The following is a 22,973-nucleotide window of genomic DNA, read 5'->3' on the forward strand; positions in this document are numbered from 1 at the left end:
CCGGGCTTCAGCCGGCCTGGCGCGGGCCGACGTAGCCTTTCTGGCCGGCCTCCGAGCCCAGGTTAAGGATCGGGCCGTCCATGCGTTCCTGCCAGATCAGCGACTCCATGCCGATGTGCAGGGGATGATCCTGGATCGTCAGCACGTGGGCGCCATGGCCGTCGTAGTAATGGGCATGCTCGGACCATGCAGGGCCGGACAGCAGCAGGTCGCCGGCCTCCCAGTGGATGGTCTCGTCGTCGACCACGCTCTTGCCCCGTCCGGCGAAGTGGTAGTTGATCGCGACGGAACTGTGCTTGTGGCCGCGCGTCACGGGCCGGGGCGGCACGCCTTCGGGAATCGAGAACAGGGTGGCGAAGAAAGAGTGCGTGGTGCCGTTGCGGCGCTCGGTGGCCGGGTTGTAGAGCAGGATGATGTTGCGCAGGCCGTCGCCGCGCTCGCGCGAGAGCAGCGGCGCGGCCGCTTCCCAGGGCCAGACCAGCGGACGGTTTTCCACCACCTCGATATCGGTCAGGAATTCATAGCCGCGCAGGCGCGCGCCTTCGGGCGAGATCTGGATGTCGGGCGCATTGGCGCGGTTGATGTTCACGTTCACGCCCGCCGTCGAGGCGACGGCCTTGGCGTCCCAGCCGGCCTGCGCGTAGTCCGACCAGTGCACGCCCAGCTTGCGCAGCAGCGGCGCGTTCGAGTAGACCAGGCGCACCCACAGCTCCTTGCCCGTGTTCCTGAAGCTGTAGGGCTGCATGGACGGGATCGAGGCGACGTCCCACTGGCCCGAGGCCAGGGTTTCGTTGCCGACCAGGATCTCGCCCGACCCCCGGACGCCGAAGTGGATCTGGTTGGAGTTGCGCAGCATGGGGCGCGTCTGCTCGCCGGGCCTGAGCACTTCGATGGTGACGTCCACGCCCGGCGCGAAGCCCTGGGTGCCGTCCGCGCATTCGGGGTGGACGATGGCGGCGGCGCGCCGTCCGTCATGGGGCGCCGGCTCGTCGGCCAGGCGCTGGATCTCGGCTTCGATGGCGGCGCGCGGCACCAGCACCGGCGCCCAGTGGGTGATGGGGACCGGCGCGGCGCCGCTGACGTTCACCAGACGATAATTGGTCTCGGACATTCGATTCTCCGCTGTACAGATGGAATTTCTGGATAGGCCGGTTCAAGCCAGCCGGAAGCTGATGGCGCCCAGCGGGCCGTAGTCCACGTGGAAGCCGTCGCCGCGCGCGCCCGCCACCGGGCGCGTGAACGAGCCGGCAAGCACCACCTCGCCTGCTTCCAGGCCCTCGTCCCATTGGGCCAGGCGGTTCGCCAGCCAGGCCACGCCGTGGGCGGGGTGGTCCAGCACCGCCGCGGCCAGGCCGGATTCTTCGATGACGCCGTTGCGGTAGAGCAGCGCGCCGGTCCAGCGCAGGTCGACCGCGTCGGCGCGCACCGGCCTGCCGCCCAGCACGACGCCGGCGTTGGCGGCGTTGTCCGAGATGGTGTCGGTGACGCGGCGGATCGCGCGCGTTTCGCGATCGAACTGTTCGATGCGCGCGTCGATGATTTCCACCGCCGGCGTGACGAACTCGGTGGCCCGCAGCACGTCGAACAGGGTCACGCCGGGCCCCCGCAGCGGGCGGGCGAGAATAAAGGCCAGTTCGACCTCGATGCGCGGCGCGATGAACGTTTCGAAGGCGATGTCGCGGCCGCTGTCGAAGAACATCGAATCGAACAGCGTGCCGTAGTCCGGCTCGTCGATCTGGCTGGCCTGCTGCATGGCGCGCGAGGTCAGCCCGATCTTGTGCCCGCGCACCTGCTGGCCGCGCGCGCGTTTCAGGCCGCACCAGGCGCGCGCGATCGCATAGCCGTCGGCCACGGTCATGTCCGGAAAGCGGCGCGAGAAGTGGCGCACCTGCGTGCGGGTCCGTTCGGCCTGGTCCAGTTCGGCGGCAAGGGCGGCAATCTGGGCGTCGGTCAGCATCATGCGGCGCTCCTGGACCAGCGGATCGGCGCGGCCGCGGTCAGCGGCACGGTCCGCGGCGCACCGTCGGCGGCCGAGGCGCGCCGATAGGCCAGCGCGGCGATGGCGAGGTCGGACAGCCCCATGCCCATGGCCTTGAACAGCGTGATGTCGCCGCCGCCTCCGGGGGGCAGGCCGCCGCGCTTGATGACGTCGGACAGGAACTGCACCTCGGGCCATTGCGCCGCCTGCGCGCCATAGCGTTCGCGCAGTTCGCGCGAGCCGCGGCGGGCGTTGTCCAGGTCGTCCACCACCACGGCACGGGCGCGGTCGAACACGTCGGGGAAGAATTCGGCATTGGCCGGCAGGATGGCGCCCACGGCGTTCAGGTGCGCATGCGGGGCCAGCAGGTCCGCCCCGAAAAAAGGCTCGGCGGCGCGGGTCACCAGCGTGACCAGCGAGGCGCCGTCGGCGGCCGCTTCCAGGCTGTCCGCCGCCGTCACTTCGGCCTGGGGCAGTTCGGCGCGCACGCGCTCGGCGAAGGCCTGGCGGCGCCCGGCGTCGCGGCTCCAGACGCGTACGCGGCGCAAGGGCCGCACGGCGTCGATGGCGCAGACCTGGGCAATGGCCTGCCTGCCGGCGCCCACGATGGTCAGATCGTCGGCCGCGGCCGGGGCCAGCCAGCGGGTGCCCAGCGCGGTCATGGCCGCGGTGCGGATCTGGCCCAGCGTGTTCGCCTCCATCATGGCCAGCAGGCTGCCGTCGTTGCTGTCGAACAGCGCGAACACGGCCTTGGCGCCATCGGGCGTGTGCACCCAGGTCTTGAACCCGCACACGCCCAGGCGCGGCGAGGCGGAGGCCAGCGCGTGCATTGCGCCGCCGTTGCCCAGGGAACCCAGCGCCTTGGGCACGTTGAAGGCGGCGCCGTCTGCGATCTCGATCAGATTGCGTTCCAGCGCGTCGATGGCGTCGTCCATGGGCACGAGCCCGGCGACTTCGGCTTCGGTCAGCCAGAGAGCGGCATTTTTCATCGTAGTCATCTCAAGTAGGGGAATGGGAGGCGGCCGGCGGCAGGTGCGGCTGGCTGGATTTGCGCGCGATGCGCCATGCCCGGCCGTCGTGGACCAGCCGGTCTTCGCAGCGGCGCACCCCGGCGGGCGCGAACGGCTGCGCACCGTCCTGGTCCAGGCGCGCTTCGCAGGCCATCAGGTAGAACCGCACGGTGGCCTGGTCGGCGGCATGCAGCGTGACGACCGGGTTGCACACGGCATGGAAGGTGCGGCGTTGCGGCGAGCGCTGTTCCAGCGCCGCGCCGATGGTGGCCTGGCCCGTGAGGGCGCTGCCTTGCCGTTCCCATACGCCGTCCTTGGCGAACAGGGCCAGCGCGCGGGCGTGGTCGTGCATGTCCAGCGCATCGAAGAACTCGTACACCACCTTCAGACAATCGAGCTGCTGCGCCGCGGTCATGCCCGATCCTCCTGGCGCGCGCCGTGGCGCAACACGCCCACGCCTGTCACCTCGACCTCGAAGCGGTCGCCGGGACGCAGGTAGCGGGGCGGCGTGCGCGTCATGCCCACGCCTTCGGGCGTGCCGGTGGCGATGATGTCGCCCGCGCGCAGCGTGGTGAAGGCGCTCAGGTAGGAGACCAGCACCGGAATGGAGAAGATCAGGTCGTCCAGACCGCCGTTCTGCACTTCGTCGCCGTTCAGGCGGCCGATGACGCGCACCTCGCGCGGATCTTTCAGCGCATCGGCCGGCACGATCCACGGGCCCAGTGCGCCGGAGCGTTCGAAATTCTTGCCCGGCGCGGCCTGGCGGTTGTGCATCTGGAAGTCGCGCACGGAGTTTTCGGCCATGCAGGTGTAGCCGCCCACGTACTCCATGGCGCGCTCCACGGGGACGTGGCGCGCGGTCTTGCCGATCACCACCGCCAGCTCGGCCTCGTAGTCCAGTTGTTCGGAGTTCATCGGGCACACGACTTCGTCGCCGTGGCCGACGAACGAGTCCGCGTAGCGCGGAAACACCGAGGGATACGAGCCCGGGCCGCGGTCCATTTCCTGCGCGTGCCTGCCGTAGTTCAGGCCGGCGCAGATGATCTTGGCGCCGGGCAGCACGGGAGGCAGCCAGCGTACGTCGGTGTGCGGCAGCGCGGTGCGTCCGGGGGCGGACGCCGCGGCGGCCAGCGCCTCGGCGTAGTCGTGGGCGCCGGGCAGGAGTTCGACGGATTGCTCGCCGACGATGCCCCAGACGGCGCGGCCATCGTGTTCCAGCCTTGCGATTTTCATGGTTGTTGCCTCCTGTACGGAAAACGGTTCTGTCGGGAATGCTCCGCCCTGGACGCGGGCGTAAGCCTGCGCCGGATGGGCATGACCGGGGAAAGCGGAGACCGCCCCGGCGGGGCGGCTCGGCTATGGCGCCTCAGGCGCGGGCCGCCTGGTGCGGATCGGGATAGCGGTAGGCGCCGATAGTCAGGATGGCGAGCGCGCAGGCGGCGCATACGATGCCGGCGGTCACCATCACGATGTCGTAACTGTTGAACCGGTCGAAGGCCAGGCCGTACAGGGCGGGGCCGAACATCGTTCCCAGGCAGAACAGTGAAATCAGCACGCCGTAGATGGCGCCGAAATTCTTGAGTCCGAAGTAGCGCTTCACGAAGAAGGGAACCAGGTCGCCCTCGGCGCCGATGAGCATGCCGGTCAGCATCGCGCCCAGCGCAAGCTGCATGTAGGGCGTGTCGTGCGTGGCGGTGCCCAGCAGGGCCACGCCCACACCACCAAGCAGGAACACCGCGCTGGCCAGCACCCGAGCCTGGATAAGGTCCAGCAGCACGCCGACCAGGAAGCGCCCCATCGTCAGGCCGATCGCGGAGAACGCAGCCCCGGCCGCCGCCATCTCCGGCGATATGCCGTTGTCCGAGAGCAGCGCCGGCACGTGCACGATGCTGCCCAGGCCCACGGCCGCGATCAGCGCCACGCACAGGCCGATCAGCCAGAAGCGCGGGTTGGTGAAGGCGGTCTTGGGCGCGTCGCCCGTCAGGCCGTCTGCCGGTTTCGCGCCGGCTGTCTGCGCCTGGGCCGGAATGCGCCGCAGCATGGAATGGGCGATGAAGCCGATGACGGCCGCGACGGCTGCCAGCAGCAGGTATGCCGTCTGCCAGTCGTAATGGCGGATCATCCAGCCTGTGAATAGCGGCGCGAGCGCCGCGCCGATTCCGGCGCCGATCGAGGCGATGCCGAAGGCCAGCCCGACGCGGCGTTCGAAGGCGTAGGCCAGAATGGGCAGATAGCCGACCGGCGACGTGGCCACGCCGAGCAGGCCCAGCAGGAAGGTCTTGATGCCCAGCGCCGTCGTGGTCAGCGGGCCGGCGGCCAGCAGCAGCAGGCCCAACACGAAACAAATGATGGAAACGCCGATGACGCGCTGATAGCCATAACGGTCCATCAGCCTGCCGGCCACCGGCGAACTGGCGGCCAGGCCCAGCGAAGCCAGCGCCATGCAGCTCGCGGCCGTGCCGCGTCCCACGTCCAGCGACTGCGCGATAGGCAGTAGAAACACGCCGGTGGTGCCGGCGAACAGGGCGGTGTAGCCGCCCGCGAGGCCCAGCGACGTCGCGGCGACCAGGGCGACGCTGCGCCGGTTCTGCACGCGCTGGGCCGCAACGTCGGCTGCGCCGCGCGCCGCATAGTTCCCGATAGAACTGTCCACGTATGTCTCCTTGCTGTTTTGACCTTGGCTATTCTGGGATAGCGTGGTGGCCAATTTAGCCGAGCGCATTACGTGAAAAAACTGAAACTTCTGCATCGGCAATATGCACCGGATGAATAGTGCCTGCCGCGATGAAAACCGGCCTACCGGCGTGGGGGATGCGAACCCTGGTGCATGCCTTCGGCGGCCGCCGCCCGAGTTTAAACTGTCCCCCAAAGCCTGGAAACGAAGGGTGGGCGCGATGGCGCGCGGCCGGGCCTATTGAAGAGGACTGTCCAGTTGAAGAACATTCGGGGCTATTGGTTTGGCATCGCGGTTTCCTTGCTCCTGGCGGGCCTGGTGGCCTTCCTGGGCGTGGTGGCCGTGTCCAGCGACAACCTGGGCTGGGGCATGGCGGCGTTGCTCAGCTATGGCGTGTTGTTCGGCGGTCCCCTGGCGCTGGTGCTGGCGCTGACCTGGATCGTGTACATGGTGCGCGGCCGGGGCCATGTGCCCGGGCGCGTGCACGCGCTGCTTTTCCTGCCGACGCTGCTGGCGCTTCTGATCGTGCCGGTCGGCGACGCCATCGAGCAGGGCCGGCGCGACCGCTTCAGCGAGGCGCATCCCGCGATCGCCGAGACGCACGTGAATCTGAGCGGGGACACGATCTGGCTGGATATGCGCCAGGCTTCGACGTCGATGGGCGCGTCGCCGTACCTGGAGCCGGCCTCGGCCGGGAACCGGGCGTTTTCCAGTTTCCGCCGTTATCCGGGGCCGTCCTCCGGCGCGGCGTTTCCGTATGAGGGTTCGCGCCTGAAGCAGACAGTCGAGCGCTACCAATACGCCGACGCGGACGGCAAGCGCGCTGCCTCGCTGCCGCTGCGCCGCCTGCCGTATCCGCAACTGGACAAGCTGCTGCCCGCGTACGGATACGGCGAGGCCGGGCTGCTGGTGTACCAGTACTACCACTATGCCGACCATGTCGAGGTGGCGCCGACCCTGGCGCGCTTTTCGGGCATGACCGAGGACCGGATGGCGGCGGCTCGCATTCCGGGCCTGGCGATCGTCGGGATGGAGAACTACACGCCCGAGACCATCGCCCGGGTGGAGATCAATGGCCTGGCCTACGACATGGGGCCGTATGCCGCGGGCAGCCTGTTGTCGCAGCCATGCGACCCGGGGCGCGGCGGCAGCCCGGTGCTGCTCGACCTGGAGCAGCCGCTGCGCGTGCGCTGGCAGACCCAGGAAGCGCCGCAGGCCTGGCGCGAGGCGGCGGTGTCGGTGCCGGTCTTCGGCGCCGCCGGCAGGAACGATCCGGACGGCGGCCTGACCCGCGTGCTTCTTTATTTCCTGCCCGACGGGGCCGTGGCCGCCGAGCGCTACAAGGAAATCCGCGCCGGCGGCAAAGACCTGGCGATCCGCGCCACGGGCATGCCCGCGGCGGTGCAGCCGTATTCGGCTTGCGGGGGCGCGTATGCCGGCTACAACCCGCAGACGGTGAGGCTGCTGACCAATTGAGTGAGCAGCGGCCGGCCCAAAGGCAGCGCAAGGGCAGGCGTAGCCCGACGCTGCGCCTGCCTTTGCCGCACCGCTTCAAAACGCCCACGACACCGACACATCCGCCCCGACGTCCTGCTGGCCCGGGCTGAACAGCCGGGTCGCCACGCTGGCGCGCACCGCGACGTTGGGCTGCGGCGCGAAATCCAGGCCGGCGCGCAGGCCCATGGCGTCCGGCGCGCCGACGGCGATCCGCTGCCCGAAGGCGATGCCGGGCGAGGCCGCGAAGCGGGCCTGTTGCGTGGCGTAGCGGGAGAGCCATTCATGCTCCCAGGTGACGGCCATGTAGCCTTGCAGGCGCCGGGCGTTTTTCAGCTGCCAATCGCTGCGCGCCATGAGGCCCAGGCTGCTTTGCAGGCTGTCGGCCTTGAGCGAGGACAGGTTCAGCCTGCTGGCCGCGGGACCCGATTCGTCCACGCCCGGGCGATAGGCGTGCACGTAGTCCAGGCCCAGCACGGGACCGACGGAAACGGCCCGGTTCAGCGGCCAGGCGTAGGCGGTGGCCAGGCCGGCGTTGAAGCTGGCGCCGTTCCAGTCGCTATCGTGGCTGGCCTGGTAGTCGGAGAAGCCGACGCCGCGTTTCATCCTGCCCTGTTCGGCGCCCGCCCTGGCGTAGGCGGCGAAATGCAGGCGCGGATCTTGCGCGGCCTGGTAGCGCGTGTGCACGCCCAGCTGGAAGGCCGTGCTGGAACCCTTGCCGTTGTGGGGCGAGCGGCTGGTGCTGTCGAGTTCGGAGATGCTGAGGTTCAGGCCGTAGGTCCAGTCCTGGCGCGTGTTGCGTTCGAGCCCGACGAGCACGCCGGTTTCGCTGGTGCGATGGCTGGCCAGACCCTCGCGGCGGTCCTGCGTGGCGTGGTATCCGTAGGGCTGCACGAAGGCCTGCCAGCCGGACGGGCGCGTGGCCGGCAAGGCGGTGAACAGGCCGCGCGTGCCCAGCAGCGCGCCCACGCGGTGGTCGCGCTGGATGGCGTCGGCCGTCAGCGCGCCATAGGCGCCGGGGCCGAGCTGTTCCAGCGCGGTGGCGACGTCGGCGCCGTCCATGCGGGAGAAGTCCAGCGAGCGGTACAGGTCGCGCAGGGGCAGCTGTTGTCCGGAGGAGGCCTGGCCCAGGGCCCGGCCCAGCGCCGCGCCGTTGCCGGAGCGGGCGAATTGCGAGTAGGCGTCGCTGCCGCGCATGACTGACCAGGCGTAGCCTTGCGGCGAGCCGGCGTCGTCGCGGGTGTCGACCAGCAGCGTGGGCGACGCGATGCTGGCGACCAGCACGTCGAAATCGCCTTCCTGGCGCGCGGGCTGGAACAGCTCGGCAGAGCGCACCGTCCAGCCGTCGGCGTACCAGTCGGGCTGCAAGGCCACGTGCAGTTCGCCCGCGACGGAGGCCAGGCCGCTGACGGTAAGCGTGTCGCGCCCGCCGCTGGCGTTGGTTTCCAGCACCAGCCGGCCGGTGGATTCCTGCACGTAGTTGCCGGCGATGGCGATGCTGCCGAACGAGTTGCCGGGGCTGAGCGTGCCGCGGTTGCGGAACGCGCCGGCGTCGTTCATGGTGTAGCGGCTGTTGCCGGACAGCGTGGCGCCCGGCGCGATGTCCAGCGAATAAAGCCGGTGTTCGCCGTTCAGGGAAGTCTGGCCGCCCGCGAGCCCGACGCGCAGGTTGCGGATGCCCTGGATATTGCCGTCGTAGCGGAACGTGAAGCCGGCGTCCGGCGCGTCCAGCGCGCGGCCCTGCGCATCGGCCTGCCTGCCGAAGTTGAGCGAGGTCAGGCGTTGTCGGCCCTGTTCGTCGACGCGCCCGTACAGGGAAACGATGTCGCCCTGGATGGAGGCGCCGCGCAGCACGTTGATTTCGCCGACCAGGGCGTTGTCGGACATGTAGATGGCGGCGCGGCGGCCGGCGACCGGTCCGCTGATGTCGACCCGCCTGGCCAGCGGGCCTTCCAGTTCGGGCAGCAGGGGCAGCGGCCCGTCCTCGGTTTCGCGGATGTAGGAGCCGCGGTATTCCGACGCCGAGCCCATGCTGTTGTTGCCGAAGTCGAAGGCCAGCGCGATGCCGTCGCGGCCCAGCGCCTGCACGTCGCCGCGCTGGATCAGCACCTGGTCCCTGCCGTAGCTGAACATGATGCCGCGCCCGTTCCAGCCGTTGCCGTGCACGCGGACGCCGGGCGCGATGGCCAGCGTGTTGGCGCTGCCGTCCACGCGGATGCCGGCGCCGCCGTCGCCGGCGCTGAGCAGGTCGGCCGACTGGGTCACGCGGTTGCGTTCGCCGTAGATGTGCAGGCCCAGGCCGAGCGTGGCGGTGTTGTACGTGCCGGGAACGTACGCGGTGCCGGCCGCGTTGCGGGCGGCGTACGGGTTGCGGTTGTCCAGCGTCAGGCCGTCGCCGTAGATCGAGAACCCGAAGAAGTTGCGGCGGTCCAGCTGCAGCCCCATGTCCTGCATGGCGGCCAGTTCGGCCTCCATGAAGTTCGTGTAGTTGCGGTAGTCCTGGTGGCTCATCAGGCTGTTGCGCAGCTCGATGTGGCTCATGTAGTCCTCGTCCAGTACGCCGGCCGACAGCATGCGCACCGGCAGGCCCGGCATGGCGCCGGCCAGCACGTCGTCGACGTGCCGGCCCGAGAAATAGCCCTGGTCCTTGCGCACGTCGAAGGCATCGGCGCTATAGGGGTGGTCGCACTGGCTGCACATGATGGCCTGGCCCGCGCGCGCCGGGTTGCCGTTGTCGTCGCGCAGGTGCTCGGACCATTGGTTCAGGCGCTCGCCGAAACGCGGCGTGGGCGAGCCTTCGAGGTCATCCTGCACGCCGCTGTGGATGCCCAGGGCATGCCCGAGCTCATGGAACATGACGCCGGAGAAATCGAGCCGGGACGGGTCGCGCGGCAGCTGCGAAGGCACGTGTTCCAGCTCGTCGAAGTCGAGGCGGCCCACGGCGATGTTGGCATGGCCGTTGGGTTCGGGGCCGCCGTCGCGCGCCATGGCGGCAAGCAGCCTGGTCGTGAGCGTATCGCGGCCGGCGACCGGCGCGTCGGGGCTCATCGCGCCGGCGTTGGCTTCGTCGTAGGTGCCGATGTGCAGGACCGGCGGCAGGTGGCCGGGCCGCAGCGTGACGATCTCGGCCCACAACTCCAGGCCGGAGACGATCTTGCGTTTCTGTTCGGGCGACAGCGTGAAGGTGGAGTATTCGCCCGGGCCTTCGTCGAATACGGCGAAGGGGCCGTCGCCCGGCCCGAAGAAGCGGGCTTCGAAGGCGGTCTGCCCGTTCTTGTTCTTGATGGGCACGATGTCGAGCGCGTGGCCGGACAGCGGCAGGGCGGCGATCGAGGCGGCAAGCAGGGGGCGGGTGAATCTGGATGTGCGGGACATAAGCGGAATCGGACAGGAAGGCGAAAGCCGGGCGTCGCCGGCGCGTAGGTCGAGCAGGCGGGACGAGTCTAGGCCGGATGAAAAGCGGGCCGTTAGCACGTCCATCCCAATCGACGGCCGGGTTGTTGTCCCGGCGTCCCAAAATGCCATGCGGGCGCAACCCTGCGTGCTACATTCCGTCTGATACAAAATGAAACGGAGGAGCGTGGTGGGCATTCCTCAGCGGCATTTTCAGACCTCGGCACTGCCCGTAGAGGCCAGGTTCGAGATCTGGCGCGATCGCATGGGCGCGATGTTCGACATCGATACGATCGACGGCCGGCGGGATCTCCGCGTCGACGTCCGCAGCTTCAATCTGGGCGGCATGATCTTCAGCAACATGGAGGTGGACCCCTTCGTGTTCGAGCGTTCCGCCCGCAAGGTCCGGGCCGACATGCTGGACCACGTGATGCTGCGGTTCGATGCGCCCGCGCACGCCGGCCAGAAGCCCCGGATGCTGACCATGGACCTGGGCCAGCCGCTGGAACGCGCGCCCATCTCCACGCGCAATCTATCGGTCATCCTGCCGCGCGCCACGATGGCCGGGCTGGTCCGCCAGCCCGAACGGCTGCATGGCCAGTTCGTGGAGGGCGGCAGCATCACGCTGCTGTACGAATACCTGCGCGCGCTGTCTACTTCCATTGGCTCGATCGACGCCGGCCAGGTGAGCGGCATCCTGTCGGCGACCGAGGGCCTGATCGCGGCCTGCGTGGGCGGCCTGCAAGGCGGCCCGGCCAAGGCCCGCGCGGCGGGCAAGGCCACGGCCTTGATGCGGGCGCGGCGCCATGTCGAGGCGCATCTGGCCGACCCGGCGCTGAATCCCGAAGGGATCGCGGGGGCGTGCTCGATCTCGCGTTCCAGCCTGTACCGGCTTTTCGCCGACCACGGCGGCGTGGCCGGATATGTGCAGGAAAGGCGGCTGGTGCGCGCGTTCGCCATGCTGTCGAACCCGTCGAACACCTCGACCATCGCCATGACGGCCCATCGCTGCGGCTTCTCCAGCGACGCCTATTTCAGCCGCGCGTTCAAGCAGCGCTTCGGCTGCTCGCCCAGCGAGCTGCGGGCCGACGCGCTGTCCGGCGCCCGCGCGCATCGCCTGGGCGAGCGCAACCAGGCCATGGCCGACAACGTGTTCAAGGCCTGGGTCTCGGGCCTGTCGGGCTGACGGGCCCGCCCGGCCGCCGCTAGGCGCGCGGCGTGTCGTCCTCGGGTTCGGCGCGGGCCTCCAGTTCGTTGCCCAGCACCTCGGCCGCGTCCCCGCCCGGGGTTTCCGGTTCCAGGCGGCGGCGCGTGTGGCCGGCGGCGCGGGCGTTGTCGCCCTCGTCGGGACGTTCGGTCTGCATGAACACGTTGGCCGGGGGCGCGTAGCCGCGCTTGTCCTGGCCGAAGTACACCACGGTGTGCGGGTAGGGCAGCTCGATGCCGGCGGCGTCGAAATGCTTTTTCAGCAGCCGGTTGTAGCCGCGCTGCACCGCCCATTGCATGCCCGGGGTGGTCTTGATCAGGATGCGGATGGTCACGCCCTTTTCGTTCACGGCGGTGACGCCGGCCACGGTCATTTCCTCCAGGATTTCCGGCCCCAGCACGGTGTCGGTCATCAGTTCGGCGAAGGCCGCGCGCAGATGCTCGATGGCGTCGTCCACGCTTTCGCGGTGGGCGATGGTGTATTCGCCCAGGTGGTAGGAGAAGTCGCGCATGTGGTTGGCCACCACGTCCACCGAGGAGAACGGCACCAGGTGGTAGCCGCCGTCCAGCGTGCGGATGCCGACCGAGCGTATGGTCATTTTCTCGACCGTGCCGAACACGCCGGCCACCTGCACCACGTCGTTCTCGTTCATGCCGTTTTCAAGCTGGATGAAAACCCCGGTGATGATGTCCTGCACCAGCTTCTGCGCGCCGAAGCCGATGGCCAGGCCCACCACGCCGGCGCCGGCGATCAGCGGCCCCACGTCGATGCCGATCTGCGACAGCAGCACCATCAGCGTCATGGCCACGATCACGATCAGCGCGGCGTTGCGAAACAGCGCCAGCAGCGTGCGCTCGCGCGCGCTGGGCATGCCGCGCCCCTCGCGCTGGCTGAGACGGTGCTCGATGATGCTGGCGATCACGGTCCAGGCCAGCGCCGCGATCAGCAGCACGATGACGATGTTGAGCACCACCTTGATGGCGGCGGCGCCGGCGTCCGAGGCCAGCCAGCGCGACAGGTCGAATGCGTGCCACGCGTCCAGGATCAGCAGCAGGATCACGATGCGGATGATCCAGCCCAGCAGTTTCAGGGCCGCCGGCACGTAGGCGTTGACCCGCGCCTCCAGCAGCGGCAGGCGCCGGCGCAGGTCGTCGGCCAGCCGGATGGGCTTGGCCAGCATGGTGTTCAGCAGCAGGATCAGCAGGCTGCCCACGCCGATGACCAGCAGGGTCTGGGCGGTGGCGTGCGCCATGAAGGGGAGGGCGTTGATCGGGTCGATCTGGCTGACCACCAGCAGGATGGTGAAGTAGCCGATGCCCAGCACGTGCCACACGCGCGCCAGGATGCGCAGGCGCGAGCCCATGAAGGTGGCGGCGTTGGCGGCGCGGCGTTCCAGGCGTTCGCGCACCGGCTGGCGGTTCTGCCAGATCACGCGCACCGCGTAGACGTACACGGCCAGCATGATGACCATGCTGGCCAGCCGGCCCAGCGCGGGCGACAGCGCGGCCGACATCACCGGGTCGATCAGCAGCGTGCCGTAGCCGGCTGCCGTGACGATGCGCTGCAGCCACGCGGCCCAGTACCGGGCCAGCTCGTCGGTCATGGGCAGCAGGCGCAGGTGCGGATGGCGCACCGCGAACACCGTGCGCACCAGCACCTTGACGATCTCCACGTAGACGAAGGCCTGCAGGAACACGGTCGCCAGCGGGTCCAGCGTGCCGCGGCCGGGCGTGCTCCACAGGGCGGCGGCCGCGCCGGCCATCGCCGCCAGCAGCACCACCGCCGCGTCTATGGCCACCGCGCCCACGATGGCGCCGGCGCGCCGCGACAGCACGCGCATGGTCAGCGGCGCGCCTGGCTTGCGCGAGGCCTCGGCCTCGCAGCCGTGTTCGGCCACCCAGCGGTCGATGCGCGTGTAGACGAGCATGGCGATCGCGCGCAACAGCAGAAAGGCGATGATCGTGGCCGCGGCGGCCAGCGCCAGCGGCAGCAGCGCGCTGCTGGCCGCGTCGCCGTCCATGCGCAGGCTGCGCCCCGAGGCCAGGCTGCGCATGTCGTCCACGCCCTGTCCCATATCGGCGGCCAGGCCGGTCAGGAAGCGCTGCACCCCGTCGGCCATGCGTTCCCGCAGGCCGGGCTCCGCCGGCGCCTCGGCGGCGGCGGGCGCGGCGGGCTTGGCGCCGGACGCCTGCGCGCGCAACTGGTCCACCAGGGCTTTGCGTGCCTCGGCGTTTTCCAGCAGGTCGGCCAGGGCGGCCGGGGTCAGTTCGGTGGAGGCGGCGGCCGGTTGCTGCGGCAGCAGCGGGCTGGCGGCCTGGGCCGCGGATTGCCAGGCCAGCGACAGCCAGCACAACATCGCCGCCAGCAGCCAGCGCGTCAGGCGCCGCCAGGGATGGGCGGCTGGTTTGCGGGGCAGGGGGGCGATGGGTGCTGTCGTCGCGGATCGAACCACTGGTAAATCTCCTCTGCGAGCAAGGCGTGACATGGAAAGCGGGCCGCGCGGGCGGCTTCGCCTCTTCTGCCTGAATGATAAAGCCCCATGGCGCGCGAGCCGGGAACGCCGCTTGCTGCTTCCGGCGGCTATGACATCCACACCGAATCACTCTGACGGCATCGTGGCGGCCTATCCGCGGCGCCTGCAGGCGTCCGAGCACGAAGCGGCCTCCCAGGAAGCGCTGGCCCTGCGCCTGGCCGCGCTGCTGGGCCGGACGTATGTGCCGGATTACCGGCCCAGCCGCCATCGCGGCAGCCCCGCGCCGTATTACGTGCCGGATCGCACCATCACCGGCATGGCGCGCGCCGCCGTGCTCGGCATCAGCAGGGCGGCGGACTTGTACGGCGGCGTGGTGCCCCATGCCTTCGTGGCGACAAAATCCATCAGCCACCAGCTCGCCGGGCCGCAGGCCCGCGCGCCGGCGGGCTGGGTCGCGTCGCTGCCGGCCGCGCTGCGCGCGGTGGTGCTGTCGGGCTATACGGCTTTCTGCCGCGAAGACGCGCTGGTCGCGGGCCGGCTGCTGCTGGCCCGCGGTCCGCTGCGGCTGAAGCCGGCGGACGGAACCGGCGGGCGCGGGCAGCAGGTGGTGCGCGACCTGGACGCGCTGCGCGCCGCGCTGGCCGCGCAGTCGCCGGCGGCGATGGCGCGCCTGGGCCTGGTGCTGGAGGAAGACCTGGAAGACGTCGAGACCTACAGCGTGGGCTGGTCGAAGGTGGGCAAGCTGGAGATCTCCTATGTCGGCACCCAGTCGCTGACCCCGTCCAACGACGGCAGCCAGGTGTACGGCGGCTCCGAGCTGCGCGTGGTGCGCGGCGGCTTCGACGCCTTGCGCGCGCTGCGCCTGGGCGCGAAAGAGCGCCATGCCATCGACATGGCCTGCCATTACGACACGGCGATTTCCACGGCATATCCGGACCTGATCGCCTCGCGTCGCAATTACGACGTGGCGTTCGGGCGCGGGGCCGACGGGGGCGCGCGCGCCGGCGTGCTGGAACAGTCGTGGCGCGCCGGCGGCGCCAGCATCGCCGAGCTTGCGGCCATGCAGGCGTTCGCACTGTCGCCCGCGCTGTGCGAGGTGCGCGCCGAGACGCGCGAGCGCTACGGCGCCGACGAGCCGGTGCCGATCGCGCAGCGGCTGGTGTTCCACGGGCACGACCGGGCGGTCGGCCCGATCAGCAAATCGGGAGGAATCGTGGAGGCGGACGATGGCGGCGCATAGCAAACCGTTTGCGCTGGAAGTGGACGACGTCTCGCTGGACGCGACCTTTCTTACCCCGGAGGACAAAGTGCCTGGCGTACTTTTCATCCACGGTTGGGGCGGCAGCCAGGAGTTCGACCTGTCGCGCGCCAAGGGCATCGCCGCGCTGGGCTGCGTCTGCCTGACGTTCGACCTGCGCGGCCATGCCGCCACCCTGCAACGGCAGCGCGAGGTGACGCGCGAAGACAATCTGCGCGACGTGGTGGCGGCCTATGACAGGCTGGCCGCCCATCCCTCCCTGGATTCCGGCTCGGTCGCGGTGGTGGGCAGCAGCTACGGCGGTTATCTGGCGGCCTTGCTGTGCACGCTGCGGCCGGTGCGCTGGCTGGCGCTGCACGTGCCGGCGCTGTACCGCGACGACGAGTGGCTGGTGCCCAAGAACCAGCTCAACCGCGACACGCTGCGCGCCTACCGCAGCGCCTATGTGCCGCCCGAGGAGAACCGCGCGCTGCAGGCGTGCACCGACTTCGCCGGCGACGTGCTGCTGGTGGAGGCCGAGCACGATATCTACATCCCGCATTCCACCATCATGAGCTACCGGGGGGCGTTTCGACGCTCGCATTCCCTGACGCACCGCATTATCGACGGCGCCGACCACGCCCTGACCGAGAAGCCGGCGCAGCGCGCCTACACCTCGATCCTGGTGAACTGGGTGACCGAAATGGTCATGGGCGCGCGCATGGGAGTCGGGCGGGCAGGGTTATGAGCGCGCGCGCAGGACAGGAAGAAGTCATGCCGAGCACCAGCATACCGGCGCGGCGTCCGCGCCCGAAGCGATCGCCGTCCAAGGAACAGGCCGAGCGCGGCGGCGCGCTGTTCAGGGCTTTCGACCGTTTCGCCACGCGCGTGAAGCGATGGACCGCAACGCCGGTGACGTTCGGCCTGGCGCTGATGGCGGTGCTCGCATGGGCGCTGACCGGCCCGGTGTTCGGTTACTCCGAAACCTGGCAACTGGTGATCAATACCGGCACCACCATCGTGACCTTTCTCATGGTGTTCCTGATCCAGCAAAGCCAGAACAAGGACAGCGAGGCGCTGCACCTGAAGCTCGATGAACTGCTGATCGCGCTCAAGGGCGCCGACGAAGGCCTGGTCGACGCCGAGAGCCTGGACGAGGACAAGCTGCTGGCGCTGGCGGCGGCCTGCACGGCGCGCGCCAGGAAGCAACACCGCCAGCGCGCACGCAGCCGGAGGCGGCAATGAACCATCCCAAACCCACCGTGCGCAAGGGACAGTATCCCGGCGCGCTGGCGCGCGAGGCGTTCCGTGAACGCTTCATGCAGCGCTTCTACGATCCGGCTTTCCAGGCCGAAAACGACGCCCTGGAGCGGCTGGAGACCATCGCCTGGCAGGCCTACGAAGCGGGCCGCAAATCGCCCGTGACCGTCAAGGCCGGCCCCGAGTTCGCCGATCCCGATTACGAGCTGGCGGCCGAGTGGAAGCAGACGCGCGACCGGCTGGCCGTCGCCGAAAAAGTGCAGCGCGATCCGAGCACGCCCTCGCGCGTGCTGGTGATCGCCGGCGCGTCGCGCAACGACGGCACCTGTCCGGGCGAAGTCTCCAAGACCTGGCGGCTGGCGCGCATCGTGCTGGACGAGCTGCGCGCCGGCGGCGTGCAGACCGACATGCTGGACCTCAGCCGCCTGGCCTCCGAATACCAGTACCAGATCCATCCGTGCAAGGGCTGTGTTTCGACCGCCATGCCCTTGTGCCACTGGCCCTGCAGCTGTTATCCGAACCATGCGCTGGGGCAGGTCAACGACGCCATGGCCGGCATCTACGAACAATGGGTCGCGGCCCACGCCGTGATCCTGGTGGCGCCCACCTACTGGTATCAATCGCCTTGCCCGCTGAAGCTGATGATCGACCGGCTGGTGTGCGCCGACGGCGGCAACCCCGATCCGACGCTGACCGGCGGCAAGGACCCGCTCAAGGCCAAGGAGGTTGAGCTTGCCGGCTGGCCGTATCCCAAGCACCTGGCCGGCCGCGCCTATGGGCTGGTGGTGCATGGCGACGTGGCCGGCATCGAGGCGCAGCGGCGCGCGCTGAGCGACTGGCTGGACTGGATGGGCCTGATCGACGCCGGCGCGGCCTCGCGGCTGGACCGCTACATCGGCTATTACCGCCCCTATGCCACCAGCCACGACGAGCTGGACCGCGACACGGCCGTGCAGCAGGAGGTGCGCAACGTGGCGCGGGCCGTGCTCAATGTGCTGCCGCGGCTGCGGCGCGGCGAGATGGCCGGGCTGGACCGGGGGATCGAGCAGCCGCGGCCGAAGTGAGCGGCGGCGAGGGCCGGTCCCGGATCGACGGCCGGCACCTCCCAGTCCGGATTCCACGGGTTTTCCCTGATTTGCATACGTATGCAAGCGCTTGAAAGTGGCTGCACTTCATCGACTCACCTACGTTTGCAGGGCAGGAAAAACCATGATCCGGTATCTGAAGCGCGGCCGCACGGCCGCCGTTAAAACCGACCACGACGCCAAGGTGCGCGCCACCGTCGAAGACATCATCCGCGACATCGAGACGCGCGGCGACGCGGCGGTGCGCGACTACAGCCGCAAGTTCGACAACTGGGACCCGCAGGACTTCCGGCTGTCGCGCGCGGAGATCGAAGCCGCCCGCAAGCAGCTGTCGGCGCGCGAGATCGAGGACATCGCGTTCGCGCAGAGCCAGGTGCGCAATTTCGCGCAGATCCAGCGCGATTCCATGCGCGAGGTCGAGGTGGAAACCTATCCCGGCGTGGTGCTGGGCCACCGCCACGTGCCCATGAACGCGGTGGGCTGCTATATCCCGGGCGGCAAGTATCCGCTGCTGGCCTCGGCGCACATGAGCGTGCTGACGGCCAAGGTGGCGGGCGTCAAGCGCATCGTGTCGACGGCGCCGCCTTATCAAGGCAAGCCGCATCCGGCCATCGTGACCGCGATGGACATGGCCGGCGCCGACGAGATCCTGGTGCTGGGCGGCGTGCAGGCGGTGGTGGCGATGGCCGTGGGCACGCCCAGCGTGGCGCCCGTGGACATGCTGGTGGGCCCGGGCAATATGTACGTGGCCGAAGCCAAGCGGCAGCTGTACGGCCGGGTCGGCATCGACCTGTTCGCCGGTCCCACGGAAACCCTGGTGATCGCGGACGACAGCGTGGACGGCGAACTGTGCGCCGTCGATCTGCTCGGCCAGGCCGAGCACGGCCCGACCTCGCCCGCGGTGCTGCTGACCAATAGCGAACAGTTGGCGCGCGACACGCTGGCCGAGGTCGAGCGCCAGCTCGCCATCCTGCCGACCGCCGCCATCGCGGCCCAGGCCTGGGCCGATTGCGGCGAGGTCATCGTCTGCGACAGCCTGGAGGAAATGCTGCAGGTGGCCGACGAACTGGCGTTCGAGCACGTGCAGGTCATGACCCGCGATCCCGACTACTTTCTGAACAACATGACGAACTACGGCGCGCTGTTCCTGGGGCCGCGCACCAATGTCAGCTTCGGCGACAAGGTGATCGGCACCAACCACACGCTGCCGACCAACCGCAATGCGCGCTACACGGGCGGGCTGTGGGTGGGCAAGTTCCTCAAGACCTGCACCTACCAGCGCGTGCTGACCGACGCCGCCAGCGCGACCATGGGCGAATATTGCTCGCGCCTGTGCCACATGGAGAACTTCGCCGGCCACGGCGAGCAGGCCAATATCCGCGTGCGCCGCTACGGCGGCCGGCCCGAACTGCCCTGGTACCAGCCGGTGGAGGCCCGGTCATGATCGCGCTGCCCAAGGGACCGGATTTTCGGCTGGACGGGCGCCGCGCGTTGGTGACCGGCGGCTCCGGCGGCATCGGGCTGGCGGCGGCGACGGCGCTGGGCCGCGCCGGCGCGCACGTGACGCTGGCCGCGCGCCGCGCGCCCGAACTGGAACAGGCCTGCGAGGCCTTGCGGGCCGAGGGCGTGCAGTGCGCGGCGCTGGTGCTGGACGTGACGGACTCGGCCGCGGTCGACGCCGCGCTGGCGCAAGGCGCGCCCTTCGACATTCTGGTGAACAACGCCGGGATGAACCGCCCCAAGCCGCTGGTGGAGCAGTCCGACGAGGACATCGACGCGGTGATGGACCTGAACGTGAAGGCGGCCTTCTACGTCTGCCGCGCGGTCGCGCGCCGGCTGCTGCAGGCCGGGCAGGGCGGGTCCATCATCAACGTGTCGTCGCAGATGGGCCACGTGGGCGGCCTGCGCCGCACCCTGTACTGCGCCAGCAAGCATGCGCTCGAAGGCATGACCAAGGCGCTGGCCTGGGAGCTGGGCGCGGCCGGCATCCGCGTCAATACGGTGTGCCCCACCTTCATCGAAACGCCCATGACGGCCGGCATGCTGGCCGACCCGGAATTCCGCGCCTGGGTCTGCGCGCGCAACGCGCTGGGCCGGGTCGGGCAGGTCGAGGAGATCATGGGCGCCATCGTGTTCCTGGCCAGCGACGCCTCGAGCCTGGTGACCGGCAGCGCGCTGATGCTGGACGCGGGATGGACCGCCGCATGAGGACCACGCCGCGCGCCCAGGACGTGGCGGATCTGGCGGAGGTCTCGCAGTCCGCCGTCAGCCGTACCTTCACGCCCGGCGCCAGCGTGTCGGAGCAGACCCGGCGCAAGGTGCTGGCCGCGGCGCAGAAGCTGGGCTATCGGCCCAACGCGCTGGCCCGCAGCCTGATCACCCGCCGCAGCCGCATCGTGGCGCTGGTGATGAGCTATCTGGAAAACCAGTTCTATCCGCTGGTGATAGAGCGGCTGTCGCAGAAGCTGCAGAAAGAGGGCTACCACGTGCTGATGTTCATCGCCGAGGTGGACGAGGCGGCCGACGGCGTGCTGGCCGAGATCCTGCAATACCAGGTGGACGGCATCGTCATGGCCTCGGCCATGCTGTCGTCCAACGTGGCGCGCAGCTGCGCCGAAGTGGGCGTGCCGGTGGTGCAGTTCAACCGCGTGTCCATCCTGGGCGGGCTGGCGCGCCATGCCAGCAGCTCGGTCACTTCCGACAATTACGAGGGCGGCCGGCTGGTGGCGCAGTTGCTGGCGCAGCGCGGCTACCGGCGCTTCGGCTACCTGGCGGGCCTGGAGGATTCGTCCACCAGCATCGAGCGCGAACGCGGCTACCGCGACGCGCTGGACGAGCTGGGCCACGCGCTGCACAGCCGCGCGGTGGGCCATTACAACTTCGACCAGGCCCAGGAGGCGGTGCGGCGGATGTTCGAGCGCGATGCGCCGGATGCGCTGTTCGCCGGCAACGACCATATGGCGATCGCGGCGCTGGACGTGCTGCGCCTGGAGCTGGGCCTGCGCGTGCCGCAGGACGTGGCCGTGGTGGGCTTCGACGACGTGCCGCAGGCCGCCTGGGGCGCCTATCGCCTGACCACGGTGCGCCAGCAGGTCGAACCCATGGTCGAGGCCACCGTGAGCCTGCTGCGCGAACAGATGCATTCCGAACTGCGGCCGCGCGACATCGTCGTGCCCTGCACCCTGGTCGAGCGCGGCACCGTCCGCGCCGGCCCCTGAATTTCTTTCATACCGGCAACTCAGCAAGGCGGACGCAGATTCCGTCCAGACATCATCGACAGGAGACTTTCGAATGCGCAGCACCTTCATACGCACCCTGGCCGCCGCCGCGGCGTTCGGTTTGACGGCCACGCTGGCCCACGCCCAGCAGGCCGCGCCCGGCTGGCCGGCCAAGACCATCCGCTACATCGTGCCGTTCTCGCCGGGCGGGGTGTCCGACGGCGTGGCGCGCCTGATGGCCGAGCAGTTGTCGGCCCGCCTGGGCGAGCCCGTCGTGGTCGAGAACAAGCCGGGCGTCTCCGGCATCATCGGCACCCAGCAGGTGGCGCGCGCCGAGCCGGACGGCTATACGGTGGTCGGCGGCACCATCACCACGCACGCCGTCAACCCGTTCTTCATCAAGTCGCTGGGCTACGACCCGGTCAAGGATTTCACGCCTGTGGCGCTGGTGGGCATGGTCAGCAACGCCCTGGTGGTGCGCGCCGACAGCCCGTTCGACACGGTGCAGCAGGTGATAGACGCGGCGCGCGCGCAGCCGGACGGCCTGACCTACGGCACCGCCGGCGCGGGCACCTCGCAGCATCTGTCGGGCCAGCTGTTCCAGTCGATCTCCGGCACGCGGCTGCGCCAGATCGTCTACAAGGGCGGTTCGCAGTCCATGGTGGACCTGATCGGCGGACAGATCGACATGGTGTTCGAAACCGTGGCCGCGGCGCGCCCGATGATCGATTCGAAGCGGGTCAAGGTGCTGGGCGTGACGTCGGCCGCGCCGCTGGCCGACCTGCCGCAGGCCAGGCCGCTGGCCGAGCTGGGGCTGCCGGGGTTCCAGATGCAGTCGTGGCAGGGCATCTTCGCGCCGGCCGGCACGCCGGCGCCGGTGGTGGACCGGCTGGCGCGCGAGATCGCGGCCGTGGTCGAAACGCCGGAGGTCCGCGCCAAGCTGCTGATGCTGGGCGTGGCGCCGGACGGCCGCGGCTCGGCCGCGTTCGCGCAGTTCCAGCGCAGCGAAATCGAAAAATGGGGCAAAGTGATCAAGGACGCCGGCATCCAGGCCGATTGATTCCCCAACCGCATCCAGGAGACTGACATGAACGAACCCCGATACCCTCTGGATGGCCGCCTGCCGGCCATACTGCGCAGCGGCAAGCCCTTGCGCGGCCTGTTCAACGGCCTGCCCAGCCCGGCCATCGTCGAAATGTGCGCGTATGCGGGATTCGATTTCATCATCCTGGACAACGAGCACGGCAGCGCCGATTTCGGGACCACCGAGCACATGCTGCGCGCGGCGCGGGCCGCCGGCATCGTGCCGGTGGTGCGCTGCTTCGAACACGACCTGCCGCGCGTGCTCGACATGGGCGCCAGCGCCGTGCAGGTGCCCATGGTGGAAAGCGCCGCGCAGGCGCGCCGCCTGGCGGACCTGATCCACTATCCGCCGCTGGGCCGGCGCGGCAGCGCCTTCAGCACGCGCGCGGCCGGCTACGGCGCGTTCGGCGGCGCCGGGCATACGCAGCGCAGCAACGAAGGCATAGCCTTCATCGCCATGATCGAAACCCCCGAGGCGATCGCCGCGGCGGCGGAGATCGCGGCGGTCGACGGCGTGGACGCCGTGTTCATCGGCCCCAACGACCTGGCGCACGCGATGGGCCACGGCAGCGACTGGAACGCCGAGCCGGTGCAGCGCGCCATCGAGCAGGGGCTGCGGGCCATCGCGGCGGCCGGCAAGTGCGCCGGCATCATCGCGCTGACGCCGGCCGACGAGGAAAAATACGGGGCGCTCGGCGCGCGCTATTTCGCCAATGTGTCGACCAGCATCATCACGCGCGCGCTGGCGCAGGCCGCCAGCGCCGGGCGCGACGCGGCGTTGCGGTATTGAAGCATTCCGAGTCGTATCGGCCGTCCTTGATGACGCGCAAATCCGCGCGATAAAAACATTGTGAAATATTT

19 protein-coding genes are annotated in these 22,973 nt (G+C 69.6%); 11 read left to right on the plus strand and 8 right to left on the minus strand.

Features of this window, described 5'->3' with window-relative positions:
• Positions 1 to 7: 7 nt before the first annotated feature.
• From AC1IQ6_RS04585 to AC1IQ6_RS04610, 6 genes are all read right to left on the minus strand, one after another.
• Entirely contained in the window at positions 8 to 1,111 is a 1,104-nt protein-coding gene (locus AC1IQ6_RS04585; protein ID WP_485865937.1) for a cupin domain-containing protein, read from the minus strand.
• A 42-nt stretch (positions 1,112 to 1,153) separates the two neighbouring features.
• Positions 1,154 to 1,957 (minus strand): 2-oxo-hept-4-ene-1,7-dioate hydratase, encoded by an 804-nt coding sequence (hpaH, locus tag AC1IQ6_RS04590; protein ID WP_479731781.1) that lies wholly within the window; start codon positions 1,955 to 1,957, stop codon positions 1,154 to 1,156.
• Positions 1,957 to 2,967 carry an ornithine cyclodeaminase family protein gene (locus AC1IQ6_RS04595; RefSeq protein ID WP_485865938.1) on the minus strand — a complete coding sequence of 337 codons (1,011 nt, stop codon included), beginning with the start codon at positions 2,965 to 2,967 and terminating at the stop codon, positions 1,957 to 1,959. Before AC1IQ6_RS04595 ends, hpaH begins: the two co-directional genes overlap by 1 nt.
• Positions 2,968 to 2,977: 10 nt before the next feature.
• On the minus strand, positions 2,978 to 3,403 hold the full coding sequence (locus tag AC1IQ6_RS04600) for a nuclear transport factor 2 family protein (RefSeq protein ID WP_485865939.1): 426 nt from the start codon (positions 3,401 to 3,403) through the stop codon (positions 2,978 to 2,980).
• Positions 3,400 to 4,221, minus strand: a complete 822-nt coding sequence (locus tag AC1IQ6_RS04605) for a fumarylacetoacetate hydrolase family protein (RefSeq protein WP_485865940.1) — start codon at positions 4,219 to 4,221, stop codon at positions 3,400 to 3,402. The genes AC1IQ6_RS04600 and AC1IQ6_RS04605 overlap by 4 nt, the downstream gene beginning before the upstream one ends.
• Positions 4,222 to 4,354: 133 nt before the next feature.
• The gene (locus AC1IQ6_RS04610) at positions 4,355 to 5,641 is read right to left on the minus strand and encodes an MFS transporter (protein WP_485865941.1); all 1,287 of its coding nucleotides are present in this window, start codon (positions 5,639 to 5,641) and stop codon (positions 4,355 to 4,357) included.
• A 279-nt stretch (positions 5,642 to 5,920) separates the two neighbouring features.
• Here AC1IQ6_RS04610 and AC1IQ6_RS04615 point away from each other — a divergent pair, with 279 nt between their 5' ends.
• Positions 5,921 to 7,138 carry a hypothetical protein gene (locus AC1IQ6_RS04615; protein ID WP_485865942.1) on the plus strand — a complete coding sequence of 406 codons (1,218 nt, stop codon included), beginning with the start codon at positions 5,921 to 5,923 and terminating at the stop codon, positions 7,136 to 7,138.
• Positions 7,139 to 7,213: 75 nt separating this feature from the next.
• Here AC1IQ6_RS04615 and AC1IQ6_RS04620 read toward each other — a convergent pair whose 3' ends face one another.
• Positions 7,214 to 10,531 (minus strand): autotransporter outer membrane beta-barrel domain-containing protein, encoded by a 3,318-nt coding sequence (locus AC1IQ6_RS04620; protein ID WP_485865943.1) that lies wholly within the window; start codon positions 10,529 to 10,531, stop codon positions 7,214 to 7,216.
• A gap of 190 nt (positions 10,532 to 10,721) precedes the next feature.
• Between AC1IQ6_RS04620 and AC1IQ6_RS04625 the strand changes: the two genes are divergently transcribed.
• The gene (locus tag AC1IQ6_RS04625) at positions 10,722 to 11,735 is read left to right on the plus strand and encodes a helix-turn-helix domain-containing protein (protein WP_102774165.1); all 1,014 of its coding nucleotides are present in this window, start codon (positions 10,722 to 10,724) and stop codon (positions 11,733 to 11,735) included.
• Positions 11,736 to 11,754: 19 nt separating this feature from the next.
• On the opposite strand, the gene AC1IQ6_RS04630 is transcribed toward AC1IQ6_RS04625, so the two are convergent.
• Positions 11,755 to 14,112: a mechanosensitive ion channel domain-containing protein gene (locus AC1IQ6_RS04630; RefSeq protein WP_102773901.1), complete on the minus strand. Its 2,358-nt coding sequence runs from the start codon at positions 14,110 to 14,112 to the stop codon at positions 11,755 to 11,757.
• Positions 14,113 to 14,338: 226 nt separating this feature from the next.
• Between AC1IQ6_RS04630 and AC1IQ6_RS04635 the strand changes: the two genes are divergently transcribed.
• The 9 genes from AC1IQ6_RS04635 to AC1IQ6_RS04675 all read left to right on the plus strand — a co-directional run bounded on the left by AC1IQ6_RS04635 (position 14,339) and on the right by AC1IQ6_RS04675 (position 22,902).
• Positions 14,339 to 15,469, plus strand: coding sequence for a DUF3182 family protein (locus AC1IQ6_RS04635; RefSeq protein ID WP_209166933.1), 1,131 nt, complete (start codon positions 14,339 to 14,341; stop codon positions 15,467 to 15,469).
• A complete protein-coding gene (locus AC1IQ6_RS04640; protein WP_102773900.1) occupies positions 15,456 to 16,214 on the plus strand; it encodes an alpha/beta hydrolase family protein in 759 nt (252 codons plus the stop codon). The genes AC1IQ6_RS04635 and AC1IQ6_RS04640 overlap by 14 nt, the downstream gene beginning before the upstream one ends.
• A 26-nt stretch (positions 16,215 to 16,240) precedes the next feature.
• The gene (locus tag AC1IQ6_RS04645) at positions 16,241 to 16,711 is read left to right on the plus strand and encodes a low affinity iron permease family protein (RefSeq protein WP_102773899.1); all 471 of its coding nucleotides are present in this window, start codon (positions 16,241 to 16,243) and stop codon (positions 16,709 to 16,711) included.
• Positions 16,708 to 17,790, plus strand: a complete 1,083-nt coding sequence (locus AC1IQ6_RS04650) for a flavodoxin family protein (RefSeq protein WP_485865944.1) — start codon at positions 16,708 to 16,710, stop codon at positions 17,788 to 17,790. The genes AC1IQ6_RS04645 and AC1IQ6_RS04650 overlap by 4 nt, the downstream gene beginning before the upstream one ends.
• 145 nt (positions 17,791 to 17,935) lie before the next feature.
• Positions 17,936 to 19,255 carry a histidinol dehydrogenase gene (gene hisD / locus AC1IQ6_RS04655; RefSeq protein ID WP_111825781.1) on the plus strand — a complete coding sequence of 440 codons (1,320 nt, stop codon included), beginning with the start codon at positions 17,936 to 17,938 and terminating at the stop codon, positions 19,253 to 19,255.
• A complete protein-coding gene (locus tag AC1IQ6_RS04660) occupies positions 19,252 to 20,019 on the plus strand; it encodes an SDR family NAD(P)-dependent oxidoreductase (RefSeq protein ID WP_102773896.1) in 768 nt (255 codons plus the stop codon). Before hisD ends, AC1IQ6_RS04660 begins: the two co-directional genes overlap by 4 nt.
• Positions 20,016 to 21,029 carry a LacI family DNA-binding transcriptional regulator gene (locus AC1IQ6_RS04665; protein WP_479731110.1) on the plus strand — a complete coding sequence of 338 codons (1,014 nt, stop codon included), beginning with the start codon at positions 20,016 to 20,018 and terminating at the stop codon, positions 21,027 to 21,029. The genes AC1IQ6_RS04660 and AC1IQ6_RS04665 overlap by 4 nt, the downstream gene beginning before the upstream one ends.
• A 73-nt stretch (positions 21,030 to 21,102) precedes the next feature.
• Complete coding sequence (locus AC1IQ6_RS04670; RefSeq protein WP_485865945.1) at positions 21,103 to 22,089, plus strand: Bug family tripartite tricarboxylate transporter substrate binding protein; 987 nt, start codon at positions 21,103 to 21,105, stop codon at positions 22,087 to 22,089.
• Positions 22,090 to 22,116: 27 nt separating this feature from the next.
• Positions 22,117 to 22,902, plus strand: a complete 786-nt coding sequence (locus AC1IQ6_RS04675) for an HpcH/HpaI aldolase family protein (RefSeq protein ID WP_485865946.1) — start codon at positions 22,117 to 22,119, stop codon at positions 22,900 to 22,902.
• The last annotated feature ends 71 nt before the right edge of the window (positions 22,903 to 22,973 follow it).

It is taken from the genome of Achromobacter sp. MUI-25009338, from assembly GCF_057359325.1.